Below are 19,483 nucleotides of genomic sequence, written 5' to 3' on the forward strand. Positions count from 1 at the left end.
ATCATATCAAGGACATCAAGACAAGCGATGAATTTTTCATGTTCTATCTGATCATAGGCGAAAGTTTGATTCCTCACAAATTCTGCAAGCTATCAAATTGGAGCTGCTGCACTGGGTTCATGATCTGAGCCGCCTGACACACCTAAATGCTGGATGAGAAACCCCTGCAATTTAAATTGCTGGGCTATGAAATAGTATAGAGATTTGCGGATTAATATGTATGGGCAGCGTTGCTTTCGTTCAATAGAACTTTCATGTTGCCAACTCACCCCAACCAAATCTCTTTTATTGCTCTCGACCTGAGCCAGTCCCGATTTCAGCCCTCATCAAACCGCCTTGGAGTTTAAATTTATCTTGCATAGCAAATTATCGATAACCAATGCTGATTAATGGATTTGCAGCGCGACAGCCCTGCCTATGTGAGTGCAGATAACTTATGTTTTCCTCCTCGAGATCCTGATTTTGAGCGTATCAAGCACTCGATTTGATACCCTTCTCTAAGGTTTGATTTTATTGTAAATACTTACAGCATGGGCATACCCGTAATTGAATCAATACCAATCCTATTTGAACTTGTAGCAGTAATGACATCTTCAACTTGCTCATTTGTCAGGTCTGAATCAAGACCGAGCAAGAGTGCTGCGAGACCTGCAACGTGCGGAGTTGCCATTGAAGTGCCGCTCCAGACTTCATAGCTACTGTCCTTGTAAGAAGAATAAATTTCTACCCCTGGAGCAGTTACGTAATTGATGGTTGTTTCACCTGCCTTATTGGACCAGCTAGCAAACTCTTTGTTTCGATCGATAGCCCCGACAGCTATTCCGTAATCACTCGCATAGGCTGCCGGCTTCAAAGGTGAATCGAAACCGTTATTTCCAGATCCCATAACAATCACAACATTCTGCTCATGTGCGTACTTCACTGCACTAAATATTTCAGTAGAACCGCCCCCCGCGAGTGAGAGATTAATTACATCAGCTCCATGATCTGTGGCCCAACGTATACCCGAAGCAATATCTGTGTTGATACCAGCTCCATTTTCATCAAGAACTCGTATTGGCATGATGAGTGAAGACGGTGCCACTCCCCAAACACCCTGTCCGTCATCAGCACCAGCAATTATTCCTGCAACGTGAGTTCCATGTCCATTTAAATCATCAGGACTGTCGTCCATATCTACAAAATCAAAACCTTCAACCAACCGTCCTGAGAATTCCGGATGATCTAGATCAACACCTGTATCAATCACCGCAACAACAATATCTTTTCCGCTGCTGCCGTTTAAATTCTCCGATCCAGCCCAGACGCTTGGAGCACCCAAGAGGTCCAGATTCCAATGATTACCAGCTAGATTTGCTCTTGTATCAAGAGATATCCCAGTTAAAAACTCTGAAGCATACTCAGCGTTAACCGTACCATATCCGTCTACTGTTGAAAAGTTGTCAACAATAGAAAATGATACTTGATTAGAATTACTCGCCGGATTAGCTTCTGCATCAGATAGCAAAGATATATCTTTTACCGCTAAGTTGTACGTGCCCGTGTAGCGATTGTCCCAGCTTCTGACTTCTATGTAGTAGTCGCCGGAATACTCTGCGGTATATGAGAATTGCGAGTCACGCAATTGGCCCAGCAAAATATCATCATTCTGCGATAGTAGTCGGCCATCTTCTGCGCGTAGATACAAATATGTGTCTTCACAAGTAATACCATTACTCGAGAAATCATATGTATAGCCCTCCCGAAGTTGTACATTGAACCAATCCGAGTCTCCAAGAGACTCGAGATTGCCGTTGATGCTATTATCAACATTCAGATTACGTGCAGAGTCTGGTGTCTGACCACTGTCGTCAATAACCGAACTGTACCCTATCTCATAATCACCAGTAAAACGATTTTCCCAGCTATTTGCCTCTAAATAGTATTCACCTGAATACAATGCACGATAAATAAACTTAGAATCACGCTCTCTTCCAAGTACAATGTCATCGTTACTTGCTATCCAAGCCCCATTCTTATCGTAGAGATACATATAAGGATCTTCCAGGGATAACCCATTCATCCAGAATTCGTAGCCATTCCCCTCTTCTAGATGGACTTTAAACCAGTCTTTGTCGTTTATGAATGAAAGTGAGCTATGATCTTTGCCTCCTTCTTCTAGGTATCTATCTGTTGATTTGGAGGCATTAATATCGTTTTCTAGAACAGAGTAAGAAATGCTGTACTCACCTTCAAACATATCATCATGTGAACTTGCGGCAAAATAAACTACCTGGTCGGACTCTGCTTCAATTACTAGCCTAGAATCTTTCGTTGAGGTTGCCCAAGAATTATCGTTACTGGTGAGCACTTCTCCATCCTTATCAACCAAATAAAGATGTGGATCTTCTAGGCTTATTCCATTGAGTCTAATTTCATATGATTTACCCGTAGACACCGCAAGCTTGAACATGTCACGGTCTCCATTCCAATCGATCCTCCCTTCTGCGTTATTCCTATAAGTTAAATCTATTGCATCTTCAGGGAAATTAGTAATATCATCATCGATTGTGTCAATCAAAAGGCTATATTCGCCTACAAACGAGTCGTCAAACGATCCTATGTCAATAAAATACTCGTCCGTAATACTAGAGGTATAGTAAAGGCGGCTGTCGCGGACGACCCCAAGTTGAATATCGTCATTATATGAGATAAGCTGCCCTTGGCTATCTCTAAGTCGTAAATATGGATCCTCAAGTGTGATGCCGTTTAGGCTTATCTTATATGTCTGATTTTCGCTGAACTCAACTTTGTACCAATCACGATCCCCTAGATAATCAAGCGTTCCTCTTAGCTCTGTCTCCACTTCAACAGGATTCTTTGTTGAAGCATTGTCCGGCACAATATCAGATGTTTCTTCAATGCTAAGCGCTAGCTTATATGTTGTACTAAGCCTTTTATCAATCAGCTCAACTGAAATAAAGTAGTCACCTGCGTTTAGTGCTCCTAGCCTCGCCTCTTCGTCTAAATCTTCATCATTAAAAGTAAGAGTATTTATTTTTTCTTTATCTGCATCGAAAATAGTGACCTGTAGATCTGCGCTATATCCGCCCAGCCTAACAAGAACATCTCCAAAAGAATCTACTCGTATTTTGAAAAAATCAATAGTATCAAGTGGACCCAGATACTCTGTAACCTCTGAACCCTGTATTTCGAGTGCAAGACCATCACCATGTGTATTGCCAGCCTCATCCTTGTAGATATTTGACGGCCATGGCATAGCTAGGTTGCTATCTGTAAATATTACCTTTTCAAATCCAATCGCATTTATTCTACGCTCGGTTGAGTTGTTAACGATTAGGTTGTTAGCTTCGAAAGTGTAGTCTTCTAAAGAACCTTTGAGGACAAGGGTGTCATCGCCATCGCCTGCGTCTATCTTGTCTCCGTCTGCTGCATTAACCAAGTCATTTCCTGCACCTGTATTGATTGTCAAGTCTCCATTTGAAGTGATTGTATCCCCACCACGTGAGCCGTAGACAGTATTAAATCCAAGAACAGATATGGAACTACTAGATCCCTCGGCTAAATTAACTATCGATAGTCGGCCCAACTTGTCATCATACACAATTGTACTATCCGTACTGCCTCTGAAGTCTATTATATTGTCGAATAAAATATTGCCGCTGATAGATTCTATGCCACCTATAAAGCGATCTGTATTAGTGCCGCCTTTGACGATCTTCCAGTCCTTTGTAAGAGAAATAGACTGTTCAAACTCTCGATAGTCAATGGTGTCATAACCTTCCGTATTGAAGTAATCATCACTGCCGCCTGAAGCGGTGAATACGTCGTCCCATCTAGTGCCATAAAAGGACTCGCTAGCATCACTTCCATTGTGAGTAATTACTATCTTTCCATCTCGATTTATGTCCTGCTTGAAGAACTCTTCTTTCTTCTCAACTTCCTCAGCATCCAAAAATCCGGTTGAAGATATTGCTCTTCCGGACAAATCTACTGTTAATATTGCTACCTGCTCCCTCTCGGGATTACCAAAAAGAATGTCGTAATAATCGCCTTCAGCGGACATTTCAACGCCAAATGGCTGGTATAAAGCCAAACTGGCTTCGGAAATATTGCTTAACCGGACTTCGGGCGTGTTAATGTAGAAACCACTCGATCCATTGAGTAAACTTGATTCACCCATATTCTCAATGATTTCTAGATCTTCTGCTATGACTCCATTCTTATTTAAATCTCGATTGAAGTACCCTTCGTAGTCTTCAATATCCTGATCATTTAGTATTGAGCTTGACCACATCCTTTCTCCATACTGATTGAACCTGTAAAGCAAGTTTTCTTCTAGATTGCTCCGCCATGCAACTAAGAAGTGGTCGTCATATGTGCTTTTTATCGCTGTAGTAGCCGTCCATCCTGCAGCTAGTGACTGAAGTGGTGAAATGTATTGCTGTCCCTGCCTTAGTTCTATTGAATCATTGATTACAAATCTATCATCTCCTGAGATATTTAAAGTGACGTCGCCGTTTATATCGACTTCCTTGCTCAGGACTTTATTTGTGCTGTAGAGCCTGAAAAGCTCGCTGGTTCCATTCAGATCTATATATGAAACCTGAGCAGAGATTATGGAATCGACATCATTTTGAGAGAGAGAGTATGAGTTGGAGTTAGCGCCGTCAATGGGAGTGTTATTGCGTAACCACTGAATCGAGGGGGAATGAATGCCAGAGGAAGGAATGCCGTCCTGATCAACGAGAGAGGAGAGGTCAATGGAGAGAGTTTGCCCCTCGACGGCATTGCCAAGAATGGAGATGTTGTGTTGTGGTGAGTCGTTTGAGTTTTGAACGACTAGAGGATCAGAGAAGAAGGAAGTTTGTCCACCGCGAGAGTCAGTGGAGATAACGTGAAGCCGCAGAGATGAACCAACGAGTGATTGGTCATCAGGTATTTGGAAGGAGGAAGAATTAGCGGAGGAGATATTGTTCCATTGACCAGAGGAGGAGAGTCTTTGCCATTGGAAAGAGGGAGAGGCTGGTCCGTCCGGGTCAACGAGGTTAGAGAGGGAGGCAGAGAGTGTATTTCCTTCTAGAGGTTCGCCAGAGATGGCAAGAGAGGCAGTGGCTTGATGATCAAAATCAAGGACTGTAGATGGGTTTGATAGTGTGAAGGATTCGTTATTGCCGAAGTTATCTCGATAGGAGATCTGAGCAGAGATTATGGAATCGACATCATTTTGAGAGAGAGAGTATGAGTTGGAGTTAGCGCCGTCAATGGGAGTGTTATTGCGTAACCACTGAATCGAGGGGGAATGAATGCCAGAGGAAGGAATGCCGTCCTGATCAACGAGAGAGGAGAGGTCAATGGAGAGAGTTTGCCCCTCGACGGCATTGCCAAGAATGGAGATGTTGTGTTGTGGTGAGTCGTTTGAGTTTTGAACGACTAGAGGATCAGAGAAGAAGGAAGTTTGTCCACCGCGAGAGTCAGTGGAGATAACGTGAAGCCGCAGAGATGAACCAACGAGTGATTGGTCATCAGGTATTTGGAAGGAGGAAGAATTAGCGGAGGAGATATTGTTCCATTGACCAGAGGAGGAGAGTCTTTGCCATTGGAAAGAGGGAGAGGCTGGTCCGTCCGGGTCAACGAGGTTAGAGAGGGAGGCAGAGAGTGTATTTCCTTCTAGAGGTTCGCCAGAGATGGCAAGAGAGGCAGTGGCTTGATGATCAAAATCAAGGACTGTAGATGGGTTTGATAGTGTGAAGGATTCGTTATTGCCGAAGTTATCTCGATAGGAGATCTGAGCAGAGATTATGGAATCGACATCATTTTGAGAGAGAGAGTATGAGTTGGAGTTAGCGCCGTCAATGGGAGTGTTATTGCGTAACCACTGAATCGAGGGGGAATGAATGCCAGAGGAAGGAATGCCGTCCTGATCAACGAGAGAGGAGAGGTCAATGGAGAGAGTTTGCCCCTCGACGGCATTGCCAAGAATGGAGATGTTGTGTTGTGGTGAGTCGTTTGAGTTTTGAACGACTAGAGGATCAGAGAAGAAGGAAGTTTGTCCACCGCGAGAGTCAGTGGAGATAACGTGAAGCCGCAGAGATGAACCAACGAGTGATTGGTCATCAGGTATTTGGAAGGAGGAAGAATTAGCGGAGGAGATATTGTTCCATTGACCAGAGGAGGAGAGTCTTTGCCATTGGAAAGAGGGAGAGGCTGGTCCGTCCGGGTCAACGAGGTTAGAGAGGGAGGCAGAGAGTGTATTTCCTTCTAGAGGTTCGCCAGAGATGGCAAGAGAGGCAGTGGCTTGATGATCAAAATCAAGGACTGTAGATGGGTTTGATAGTGTGAAGGATTCGTTATTGCCGAAGTTATCTCGATAGGAGATCTGAGCAGAGATTATGGAATCGACATCATTTTGAGAGAGAGAGTATGAGTTGGAGTTAGCGCCGTCAATGGGAGTGTTATTGCGTAACCACTGAATCGAGGGGGAATGAATGCCAGAGGAAGGAATGCCGTCCTGATCAACGAGAGAGGAGAGGTCAATGGAGAGAGTTTGCCCCTCGACGGCATTGCCAAGAATGGAGATGTTGTGTTGTGGTGAGTCGTTTGAGTTTTGAACGACTAGAGGATCAGAGAAGAAGGAAGTTTGTCCACCGCGAGAGTCAGTGGAGATAACGTGAAGCCGCAGAGATGAACCAACGAGTGATTGGTCATCAGGTATTTGGAAGGAGGAAGAATTAGCGGAGGAGATATTGTTCCATTGACCAGAGGAGGAGAGTCTTTGCCATTGGAAAGAGGGAGAGGCTGGTCCGTCCGGGTCAACGAGGTTAGAGAGGGAGGCAGAGAGTGTATTTCCTTCTAGAGGTTCGCCAGAGATGGCAAGAGAGGCAGTGGCTTGATGATCAAAATCAAGGACTGTAGATGGGTTTGATAGTGTGAAGGATTCGTTATTGCCGAAGTTATCTCGATAGGAGATCTGAGCAGAGATTATGGAATCGACATCATTTTGAGAGAGAGAGTATGAGTTGGAGTTAGCGCCGTCAATGGGAGTGTTATTGCGTAACCACTGAATCGAGGGGGAATGAATGCCAGAGGAAGGAATGCCGTCCTGATCAACGAGAGAGGAGAGGTCAATGGAGAGAGTTTGCCCCTCGACGGCATTGCCAAGAATGGAGATGTTGTGTTGTGGTGAGTCGTTTGAGTTTTGAACGACTAGAGGATCAGAGAAGAAGGAAGTTTGTCCACCGCGAGAGTCAGTGGAGATAACGTGAAGCCGCAGAGATGAACCAACGAGTGATTGGTCATCAGGTATTTGGAAGGAGGAAGAATTAGCGGAGGAGATATTGTTCCATTGACCAGAGGAGGAGAGTCTTTGCCATTGGAAAGAGGGAGAGGCTGGTCCGTCCGGGTCAACGAGGTTAGAGAGGGAGGCAGAGAGTGTATTTCCTTCTAGAGGTTCGCCAGAGATGGCAAGAGAGGCAGTGGCTTGATGATCAAAATCAAGGACTGTAGATGGGTTTGATAGTGTGAAGGATTCGTTATTGCCGAAGTTATCTCGATAGGAGATCTGAGCAGAGATTATGGAATCGACATCATTTTGAGAGAGAGAGTATGAGTTGGAGTTAGCGCCGTCAATGGGAGTGTTATTGCGTAACCACTGAATCGAGGGGGAATGAATGCCAGAGGAAGGAATGCCGTCCTGATCAACGAGAGAGGAGAGGTCAATGGAGAGAGTTTGCCCCTCGACGGCATTGCCAAGAATGGAGATGTTGTGTTGTGGTGAGTCGTTTGAGTTTTGAACGACTAGAGGATCAGAGAAGAAGGAAGTTTGTCCACCGCGAGAGTCAGTGGAGATAACGTGAAGCCGCAGAGATGAACCAACGAGTGATTGGTCATCAGGTATTTGGAAGGAGGAAGAATTAGCGGAGGAGATATTGTTCCATTGACCAGAGGAGGAGAGTCTTTGCCATTGGAAAGAGGGAGAGGCTGGTCCGTCCGGGTCAACGAGGTTAGAGAGGGAGGCAGAGAGTGTATTTCCTTCTAGAGGTTCGCCAGAGATGGCAAGAGAGGCAGTGGCTTGATGATCAAAATCAAGGACTGTAGATGGGTTTGATAGTGTGAAGGATTCGTTATTGCCGAAGTTATCTCGATAGGAGATCTGAGCAGAGATTATGGAATCGACATCATTTTGAGAGAGAGAGTATGAGTTGGAGTTAGCGCCGTCAATGGGAGTGTTATTGCGTAACCACTGAATCGAGGGGGAATGAATGCCAGAGGAAGGAATGCCGTCCTGATCAACGAGAGAGGAGAGGTCAATGGAGAGAGTTTGCCCCTCGACGGCATTGCCAAGAATGGAGATGTTGTGTTGTGGTGAGTCGTTTGAGTTTTGAACGACTAGAGGATCAGAGAAGAAGGAAGTTTGTCCACCGCGAGAGTCAGTGGAGATAACGTGAAGCCGCAGAGATGAACCAACGAGTGATTGGTCATCAGGTATTTGGAAGGAGGAAGAATTAGCGGAGGAGATATTGTTCCATTGACCAGAGGAGGAGAGTCTTTGCCATTGGAAAGAGGGAGAGGCTGGTCCGTCCGGGTCAACGAGGTTAGAGAGGGAGGCAGAGAGTGTATTTCCTTCTAGAGGTTCGCCAGAGATGGCAAGAGAGGCAGTGGCTTGATGATCAAAATCAAGGACTGTAGATGGGTTTGATAGTGTGAAGGATTCGTTATTGCCGAAGTTATCTCGATAGGAGATCTGAGCAGAGATTATGGAATCGACATCATTTTGAGAGAGAGAGTATGAGTTGGAGTTAGCGCCGTCAATGGGAGTGTTATTGCGTAACCACTGAATCGAGGGGGAATGAATGCCAGAGGAAGGAATGCCGTCCTGATCAACGAGAGAGGAGAGGTCAATGGAGAGAGTTTGCCCCTCGACGGCATTGCCAAGAATGGAGATGTTGTGTTGTGGTGAGTCGTTTGAGTTTTGAACGACTAGAGGATCAGAGAAGAAGGAAGTTTGTCCACCGCGAGAGTCAGTGGAGATAACGTGAAGCCGCAGAGATGAACCAACGAGTGATTGGTCATCAGGTATTTGGAAGGAGGAAGAATTAGCGGAGGAGATATTGTTCCATTGACCAGAGGAGGAGAGTCTTTGCCATTGGAAAGAGGGAGAGGCTGGTCCGTCCGGGTCAACGAGGTTAGAGAGGGAGGCAGAGAGTGTATTTCCTTCTAGAGGTTCGCCAGAGATGGCAAGAGAGGCAGTGGCTTGATGATCAAAATCAAGGACTGTAGATGGGTTTGATAGTGTGAAGGATTCGTTATTGCCGAAGTTATCTCGATAGGAGATCTGAGCAGAGATTATGGAATCGACATCATTTTGAGAGAGAGAGTATGAGTTGGAGTTAGCGCCGTCAATGGGAGTGTTATTGCGTAACCACTGAATCGAGGGGGAATGAATGCCAGAGGAAGGAATGCCGTCCTGATCAACGAGAGAGGAGAGGTCAATGGAGAGAGTTTGCCCCTCGACGGCATTGCCAAGAATGGAGATGTTGTGTTGTGGTGAGTCGTTTGAGTTTTGAACGACTAGAGGATCAGAGAAGAAGGAAGTTTGTCCACCGCGAGAGTCAGTGGAGATAACGTGAAGCCGCAGAGATGAACCAACGAGTGATTGGTCATCAGGTATTTGGAAGGAGGAAGAATTAGCGGAGGAGATATTGTTCCATTGACCAGAGGAGGAGAGTCTTTGCCATTGGAAAGAGGGAGAGGCTGGTCCGTCCGGGTCAACGAGGTTAGAGAGGGAGGCAGAGAGTGTATTTCCTTCTAGAGGTTCGCCAGAGATGGCAAGAGAGGCAGTGGCTTGATGATCCTGGATACGTTGTTGTGGTATCCGGCCATCTCCATCTAGATCTATGTTTAAACTGCTTTCAATAGATTCTAGTACTGACCTGTCTGATATTTCTGTTGCGTTGATATTCGGATTTCCGAAAACTTCGCCATCCCTAATGTATGTGACAAGAAACGCCTCTTCCTGAATTGTGCTCTTGGTGGTGACTTCTTTGATTACGAGTGATCTGCCTTCTCTTACGAGGCTTCTTGTGGTTTCGAGATGTGCAATTTCCTCGAGGTGGCTTACGACGGCAGTGCTGTTTAGGCTTTCAATGTAAACGGTTCCGCGAACCGTTCCCTGAAATAGTCCATCAGCTTCCCATTGGCTGATGTCAGGAGAAGGTTCATCCGTCGACGCGGTTATATTGTCTCTTGTATCTGCAGTGGCTTGATGATCAAAATCAAGGACTGTAGATGGGTTTGATAGTGTGAAGGATTCGTTATTGCCGAAGTTATCTCGATAGGAGATCTGAGCAGAGATTATGGAATCGACATCATTTTGAGAGAGAGAGTATGAGTTGGAGTTAGCGCCGTCAATGGGAGTGTTATTGCGTAACCACTGAATCGAGGGGGAATGAATGCCAGAGGAAGGAATGCCGTCCTGATCAACGAGAGAGGAGAGGTCAATGGAGAGAGTTTGCCCCTCGACGGCATTGCCAAGAATGGAGATGTTGTGTTGTGGTGAGTCGTTTGAGTTTTGAACGACTAGAGGATCAGAGAAGAAGGAAGTTTGTCCACCGCGAGAGTCAGTGGAGATAACGTGAAGCCGCAGAGATGAACCAACGAGTGATTGGTCATCAGGTATTTGGAAGGAGGAAGAATTAGCGGAGGAGATATTGTTCCATTGACCAGAGGAGGAGAGTCTTTGCCATTGGAAAGAGGGAGAGGCTGGTCCGTCCGGGTCAACGAGGTTAGAGAGGGAGGCAGAGAGTGTATTTCCTTCTAGAGGTTCGCCAGAGATGGCAAGAGAGGCAGTGGCTTGATGATCAAAATCAAGGACTGTAGATGGGTTTGATAGTGTGAAGGATTCGTTATTGCCGAAGTTATCTCGATAGGAGATCTGAGCAGAGATTATGGAATCGACATCATTTTGAGAGAGAGAGTATGAGTTGGAGTTAGCGCCGTCAATGGGAGTGTTATTGCGTAACCACTGAATCGAGGGGGAATGAATGCCAGAGGAAGGAATGCCGTCCTGATCAACGAGAGAGGAGAGGTCAATGGAGAGAGTTTGCCCCTCGACGGCATTGCCAAGAATGGAGATGTTGTGTTGTGGTGAGTCGTTTGAGTTTTGAACGACTAGAGGATCAGAGAAGAAGGAAGTTTGTCCACCGCGAGAGTCAGTGGAGATAACGTGAAGCCGCAGAGATGAACCAACGAGTGATTGGTCATCAGGTATTTGGAAGGAGGAAGAATTAGCGGAGGAGATATTGTTCCATTGACCAGAGGAGGAGAGTCTTTGCCATTGGAAAGAGGGAGAGGCTGGTCCGTCCGGGTCAACGAGGTTAGAGAGGGAGGCAGAGAGTGTATTTCCTTCTAGAGGTTCGCCAGAGATGGCAAGAGAGGCAGTGGCTTGATGATCAAAATCAAGGACTGTAGATGGGTTTGATAGTGTGAAGGATTCGTTATTGCCGAAGTTATCTCGATAGGAGATCTGAGCAGAGATTATGGAATCGACATCATTTTGAGAGAGAGAGTATGAGTTGGAGTTAGCGCCGTCAATGGGAGTGTTATTGCGTAACCACTGAATCGAGGGGGAATGAATGCCAGAGGAAGGAATGCCGTCCTGATCAACGAGAGAGGAGAGGTCAATGGAGAGAGTTTGCCCCTCGACGGCATTGCCAAGAATGGAGATGTTGTGTTGTGGTGAGTCGTTTGAGTTTTGAACGACTAGAGGATCAGAGAAGAAGGAAGTTTGTCCACCGCGAGAGTCAGTGGAGATAACGTGAAGCCGCAGAGATGAACCAACGAGTGATTGGTCATCAGGTATTTGGAAGGAGGAAGAATTAGCGGAGGAGATATTGTTCCATTGACCAGAGGAGGAGAGTCTTTGCCATTGGAAAGAGGGAGAGGCTGGTCCGTCCGGGTCAACGAGGTTAGAGAGGGAGGCAGAGAGTGTATTTCCTTCTAGAGGTTCGCCAGAGATGGCAAGAGAGGCAGTGGCTTGATGATCAAAATCAAGGACTGTAGATGGGTTTGATAGTGTGAAGGATTCGTTATTGCCGAAGTTATCTCGATAGGAGATCTGAGCAGAGATTATGGAATCGACATCATTTTGAGAGAGAGAGTATGAGTTGGAGTTAGCGCCGTCAATGGGAGTGTTATTGCGTAACCACTGAATCGAGGGGGAATGAATGCCAGAGGAAGGAATGCCGTCCTGATCAACGAGAGAGGAGAGGTCAATGGAGAGAGTTTGCCCCTCGACGGCATTGCCAAGAATGGAGATGTTGTGTTGTGGTGAGTCGTTTGAGTTTTGAACGACTAGAGGATCAGAGAAGAAGGAAGTTTGTCCACCGCGAGAGTCAGTGGAGATAACGTGAAGCCGCAGAGATGAACCAACGAGTGATTGGTCATCAGGTATTTGGAAGGAGGAAGAATTAGCGGAGGAGATATTGTTCCATTGACCAGAGGAGGAGAGTCTTTGCCATTGGAAAGAGGGAGAGGCTGGTCCGTCCGGGTCAACGAGGTTAGAGAGGGAGGCAGAGAGTGTATTTCCTTCTAGAGGTTCGCCAGAGATGGCAAGAGAGGCAGTGGCTTGATGATCAAAATCAAGGACTGTAGATGGGTTTGATAGTGTGAAGGATTCGTTATTGCCGAAGTTATCTCGATAGGAGATCTGAGCAGAGATTATGGAATCGACATCATTTTGAGAGAGAGAGTATGAGTTGGAGTTAGCGCCGTCAATGGGAGTGTTATTGCGTAACCACTGAATCGAGGGGGAATGAATGCCAGAGGAAGGAATGCCGTCCTGATCAACGAGAGAGGAGAGGTCAATGGAGAGAGTTTGCCCCTCGACGGCATTGCCAAGAATGGAGATGTTGTGTTGTGGTGAGTCGTTTGAGTTTTGAACGACTAGAGGATCAGAGAAGAAGGAAGTTTGTCCACCGCGAGAGTCAGTGGAGATAACGTGAAGCCGCAGAGATGAACCAACGAGTGATTGGTCATCAGGTATTTGGAAGGAGGAAGAATTAGCGGAGGAGATATTGTTCCATTGACCAGAGGAGGAGAGTCTTTGCCATTGGAAAGAGGGAGAGGCTGGTCCGTCCGGGTCAACGAGGTTAGAGAGGGAGGCAGAGAGTGTATTTCCTTCTAGAGGTTCGCCAGAGATGGCAAGAGAGGCAGTGGCTTGATGATCAAAATCAAGGACTGTAGATGGGTTTGATAGTGTGAAGGATTCGTTATTGCCGAAGTTATCTCGATAGGAGATCTGAGCAGAGATTATGGAATCGACATCATTTTGAGAGAGAGAGTATGAGTTGGAGTTAGCGCCGTCAATGGGAGTGTTATTGCGTAACCACTGAATCGAGGGGGAATGAATGCCAGAGGAAGGAATGCCGTCCTGATCAACGAGAGAGGAGAGGTCAATGGAGAGAGTTTGCCCCTCGACGGCATTGCCAAGAATGGAGATGTTGTGTTGTGGTGAGTCGTTTGAGTTTTGAACGACTAGAGGATCAGAGAAGAAGGAAGTTTGTCCACCGCGAGAGTCAGTGGAGATAACGTGAAGCCGCAGAGATGAACCAACGAGTGATTGGTCATCAGGTATTTGGAAGGAGGAAGAATTAGCGGAGGAGATATTGTTCCATTGACCAGAGGAGGAGAGTCTTTGCCATTGGAAAGAGGGAGAGGCTGGTCCGTCCGGGTCAACGAGGTTAGAGAGGGAGGCAGAGAGTGTATTTCCTTCTAGAGGTTCGCCAGAGATGGCAAGAGAGGCAGTGGCTTGATGATCCTGGATACGTTGTTGTGGTATCCGGCCATCTCCATCTAGATCTATGTTTAAACTGCTTTCAATAGATTCTAGTACTGACCTGTCTGATATTTCTGTTGCGTTGATATTCGGATTTCCGAAAACTTCGCCATCCCTAATGTATGTGACAAGAAACGCCTCTTCCTGAATTGTGCTCTTGGTGGTGACTTCTTTGATTACGAGTGATCTGCCTTCTCTTACGAGGCTTCTTGTGGTTTCGAGATGTGCAATTTCCTCGAGGTGGCTTACGACGGCAGTGCTGTTTAGGCTTTCAATGTAAACGGTTCCGCGAACCGTTCCCTGAAATAGTCCATCAGCTTCCCATTGGCTGATGTCAGGAGAAGGTTCATCCGTCGACGCGGTTATATTGTCTCTTGTATCTGCAGTGGCTTGATGATCAAAATCAAGGACTGTAGATGGGTTTGATAGTGTGAAGGATTCGTTATTGCCGAAGTTATCTCGATAGGAGATCTGAGCAGAGATTATGGAATCGACATCATTTTGAGAGAGAGAGTATGAGTTGGAGTTAGCGCCGTCAATGGGAGTGTTATTGCGTAACCACTGAATCGAGGGGGAATGAATGCCAGAGGAAGGAATGCCGTCCTGATCAACGAGAGAGGAGAGGTCAATGGAGAGAGTTTGCCCCTCGACGGCATTGCCAAGAATGGAGATGTTGTGTTGTGGTGAGTCGTTTGAGTTTTGAACGACTAGAGGATCAGAGAAGAAGGAAGTTTGTCCACCGCGAGAGTCAGTGGAGATAACGTGAAGCCGCAGAGATGAACCAACGAGTGATTGGTCATCAGGTATTTGGAAGGAGGAAGAATTAGCGGAGGAGATATTGTTCCATTGACCAGAGGAGGAGAGTCTTTGCCATTGGAAAGAGGGAGAGGCTGGTCCGTCCGGGTCAACGAGGTTAGAGAGGGAGGCAGAGAGTGTATTTCCTTCTAGAGGTTCGCCAGAGATGGCAAGAGAGGCAGTGGCTTGATGATCAAAATCAAGGACTGTAGATGGGTTTGATAGTGTGAAGGATTCGTTATTGCCGAAGTTATCTCGATAGGAGATCTGAGCAGAGATTATGGAATCGACATCATTTTGAGAGAGAGAGTATGAGTTGGAGTTAGCGCCGTCAATGGGAGTGTTATTGCGTAACCACTGAATCGAGGGGGAATGAATGCCAGAGGAAGGAATGCCGTCCTGATCAACGAGAGAGGAGAGGTCAATGGAGAGAGTTTGCCCCTCGACGGCATTGCCAAGAATGGAGATGTTGTGTTGTGGTGAGTCGTTTGAGTTTTGAACGACTAGAGGATCAGAGAAGAAGGAAGTTTGTCCACCGCGAGAGTCAGTGGAGATAACGTGAAGCCGCAGAGATGAACCAACGAGTGATTGGTCATCAGGTATTTGGAAGGAGGAAGAATTAGCGGAGGAGATATTGTTCCATTGACCAGAGGAGGAGAGTCTTTGCCATTGGAAAGAGGGAGAGGCTGGTCCGTCCGGGTCAACGAGGTTAGAGAGGGAGGCAGAGAGTGTATTTCCTTCTAGAGGTTCGCCAGAGATGGCAAGAGAGGCAGTGGCTTGATGATCAAAATCAAGGACTGTAGATGGGTTTGATAGTGTGAAGGATTCGTTATTGCCGAAGTTATCTCGATAGGAGATCTGAGCAGAGATTATGGAATCGACATCATTTTGAGAGAGAGAGTATGAGTTGGAGTTAGCGCCGTCAATGGGAGTGTTATTGCGTAACCACTGAATCGAGGGGGAATGAATGCCAGAGGAAGGAATGCCGTCCTGATCAACGAGAGAGGAGAGGTCAATGGAGAGAGTTTGCCCCTCGACGGCATTGCCAAGAATGGAGATGTTGTGTTGTGGTGAGTCGTTTGAGTTTTGAACGACTAGAGGATCAGAGAAGAAGGAAGTTTGTCCACCGCGAGAGTCAGTGGAGATAACGTGAAGCCGCAGAGATGAACCAACGAGTGATTGGTCATCAGGTATTTGGAAGGAGGAAGAATTAGCGGAGGAGATATTGTTCCATTGACCAGAGGAGGAGAGTCTTTGCCATTGGAAAGAGGGAGAGGCTGGTCCGTCCGGGTCAACGAGGTTAGAGAGGGAGGCAGAGAGTGTATTTCCTTCTAGAGGTTCGCCAGAGATGGCAAGAGAGGCAGTGGCTTGATGATCAAAATCAAGGACTGTAGATGGGTTTGATAGTGTGAAGGATTCGTTATTGCCGAAGTTATCTCGATAGGAGATCTGAGCAGAGATTATGGAATCGACATCATTTTGAGAGAGAGAGTATGAGTTGGAGTTAGCGCCGTCAATGGGAGTGTTATTGCGTAACCACTGAATCGAGGGGGAATGAATGCCAGAGGAAGGAATGCCGTCCTGATCAACGAGAGAGGAGAGGTCAATGGAGAGAGTTTGCCCCTCGACGGCATTGCCAAGAATGGAGATGTTGTGTTGTGGTGAGTCGTTTGAGTTTTGAACGACTAGAGGATCAGAGAAGAAGGAAGTTTGTCCACCGCGAGAGTCAGTGGAGATAACGTGAAGCCGCAGAGATGAACCAACGAGTGATTGGTCATCAGGTATTTGGAAGGAGGAAGAATTAGCGGAGGAGATATTGTTCCATTGACCAGAGGAGGAGAGTCTTTGCCATTGGAAAGAGGGAGAGGCTGGTCCGTCCGGGTCAACGAGGTTAGAGAGGGAGGCAGAGAGTGTATTTCCTTCTAGAGGTTCGCCAGAGATGGCAAGAGAGGCAGTGGCTTGATGATCAAAATCAAGGACTGTAGATGGGTTTGATAGTGTGAAGGATTCGTTATTGCCGAAGTTATCTCGATAGGAGATCTGAGCAGAGATTATGGAATCGACATCATTTTGAGAGAGAGAGTATGAGTTGGAGTTAGCGCCGTCAATGGGAGTGTTATTGCGTAACCACTGAATCGAGGGGGAATGAATGCCAGAGGAAGGAATGCCGTCCTGATCAACGAGAGAGGAGAGGTCAATGGAGAGAGTTTGCCCCTCGACGGCATTGCCAAGAATGGAGATGTTGTGTTGTGGTGAGTCGTTTGAGTTTTGAACGACTAGAGGATCAGAGAAGAAGGAAGTTTGTCCACCGCGAGAGTCAGTGGAGATAACGTGAAGCCGCAGAGATGAACCAACGAGTGATTGGTCATCAGGTATTTGGAAGGAGGAAGAATTAGCGGAGGAGATATTGTTCCATTGACCAGAGGAGGAGAGTCTTTGCCATTGGAAAGAGGGAGAGGCTGGTCCGTCCGGGTCAACGAGGTTAGAGAGGGAGGCAGAGAGTGTATTTCCTTCTAGAGGTTCGCCAGAGATGGCAAGAGAGGCAGTGGCTTGATGATCAAAATCAAGGACTGTAGATGGGTTTGATAGTGTGAAGGATTCGTTATTGCCGAAGTTATCTCGATAGGAGATCTGAGCAGAGATTATGGAATCGACATCATTTTGAGAGAGAGAGTATGAGTTGGAGTTAGCGCCGTCAATGGGAGTGTTATTGCGTAACCACTGAATCGAGGGGGAATGAATGCCAGAGGAAGGAATGCCGTCCTGATCAACGAGAGAGGAGAGGTCAATGGAGAGAGTTTGCCCCTCGACGGCATTGCCAAGAATGGAGATGTTGTGTTGTGGTGAGTCGTTTGAGTTTTGAACGACTAGAGGATCAGAGAAGAAGGAAGTTTGTCCACCGCGAGAGTCAGTGGAGATAACGTGAAGCCGCAGAGATGAACCAACGAGTGATTGGTCATCAGGTATTTGGAAGGAGGAAGAATTAGCGGAGGAGATATTGTTCCATTGACCAGAGGAGGAGAGTCTTTGCCATTGGAAAGAGGGAGAGGCTGGTCCGTCCGGGTCAACGAGGTTAGAGAGGGAGGCAGAGAGTGTATTTCCTTCTAGAGGTTCGCCAGAGATGGCAAGAGAGGCAGTGGCTTGATGATCAAAATCAAGGACTGTAGATGGGTTTGATAGTGTGAAGGATTCGTTATTGCCGAAGTTATCTCGATAGGAGATCTGAGCAGAGATTATGGAATCGACATCATTTTGAGAGAGAGAGTATGAGTTGGAGTTAGCGCCGTCAATGGGAGTGTTATTGCGTAACCACTGAATCGAGGGGGAATGAATGCCAGAGGAAGGAATGCCGTCCTGATCAACGAGAGAGGAGAGGTCAATGGAGAGAGTTTGCCCCTCGACGGCATTGCCAAGAATGGAGATGTTGTGTTGTGGTGAGTCGTTTGAGTTTTGAACGACTAGAGGATCAGAGAAGAAGGAAGTTTGTCCACCGCGAGAGTCAGTGGAGATAACGTGAAGCCGCAGAGATGAACCAACGAGTGATTGGTCATCAGGTATTTGGAAGGAGGAAGAATTAGCGGAGGAGATATTGTTCCATTGACCAGAGGAGGAGAGTCTTTGCCATTGGAAAGAGGGAGAGGCTGGTCCGTCCGGGTCAACGAGGTTAGAGAGGGAGGCAGAGAGTGTATTTCCTTCTAGAGGTTCGCCAGAGATGGCAAGAGAGGCAGTGGCTTGATGATCAAAAGCACCTATTTCATTATCCCCATTACTTAGGTAGCTAGTACCAAAGAAATCGTTCAATCTATTCCAGAAAGCTAATGGATGAATTTCATCCAGGCTGATATAACCATTTACTTTTCCATCTGTATTAAGTACCAAAATCTTATGTCCTTCTTCCACTTGGCTCATGGGTAATTCCGCGTATTTATTTGCTGTCAGTACAAGGACTGTATTTGAATCGTAGTATCCAGCACCTATAATCTTCGACGAGTCGGCTTCTCGCCCTCCCCATGTTATGTATCTTGTTTTGCTGTCTTCGCCACGCAAGTAATAATCATTTGTATTAATACCTACTTCAACCTTTATCCCATCCTGATTTAAAACTACATTCGTATTCTCTCCGATTTCTCCATCTTGATTTAAGTCTATATCGGAAGCAAACTCCCACTTGGCAATCTCATTACTTTCCAGGCTGAAACCTAGCTCTACCTTTTCGAGGACTGCATCAGTTCTGTCGCTTTTTATACTCGTTAAATAGTACGCCTCAGACTCAACCAACTCTCTCTCAACTGTCTCTATCTCTACTAATGATCTTCCGACTTTAGTCAGCTTCCGTGAATAAGTGTATTCATATTCCGCTGGTGTATACGATAATATCGTGGCTTCAACGTCCGATGATGCATTTGCGCCGAGGACGATCTCTCTTTCTTTGAATATGGATGCTTTTAATTCAATACTTTCTGCGAAAAGACTCTTGTTCCAGAGTCTATAATGCTCCTCGTTTCTGCCTACATATGTATTGCCAAAGGTCTCAACTTGATTGTAAATATATACTGGCTTAGAGGTATGAAGCGTTAATTCGTCTTCCCCAACGACCCTGTATCGCACATGATTATCTTCATGCCTGGTCCCTAAAACCAAATCAAATCCTTCAACTCCTGTTGGAGCAAAAGCTGACAAATCCTTTGACTCTTCCCATACTATCTGATAACTTTCATCTACAATAGACTCTATAGCTGAGCTTGATGCTGATATTACCTCGCCGACTAGAGGTATATGATTACTGTAATGATCCGAGGGACTTCCAAGGCTGGATTCCCGCACATCTGCGTCCCAAAGCCTGTCAGGGCCCAT

General features: G+C 46.3%; 1 protein-coding gene. It reads right to left on the reverse strand.

Annotation, left to right across the window (positions count from 1 at the left end; genetic code table 11):
• Positions 1–523: 523 nt before the first annotated feature.
• Positions 524–18,430 (reverse strand): S8 family serine peptidase, encoded by a 17,907-nt coding sequence (locus H0O22_RS12995; RefSeq protein WP_185187024.1) that lies wholly within the window; start codon positions 18,428–18,430, stop codon positions 524–526.
• Positions 18,431–19,483 lie beyond the last annotated feature (1,053 nt).

This window comes from Synechococcus sp. LTW-R (assembly GCF_014217875.1).
In the GTDB taxonomy this organism is placed as follows: Bacteria; Cyanobacteriota; Cyanobacteriia; order PCC-6307; family Cyanobiaceae; genus Vulcanococcus.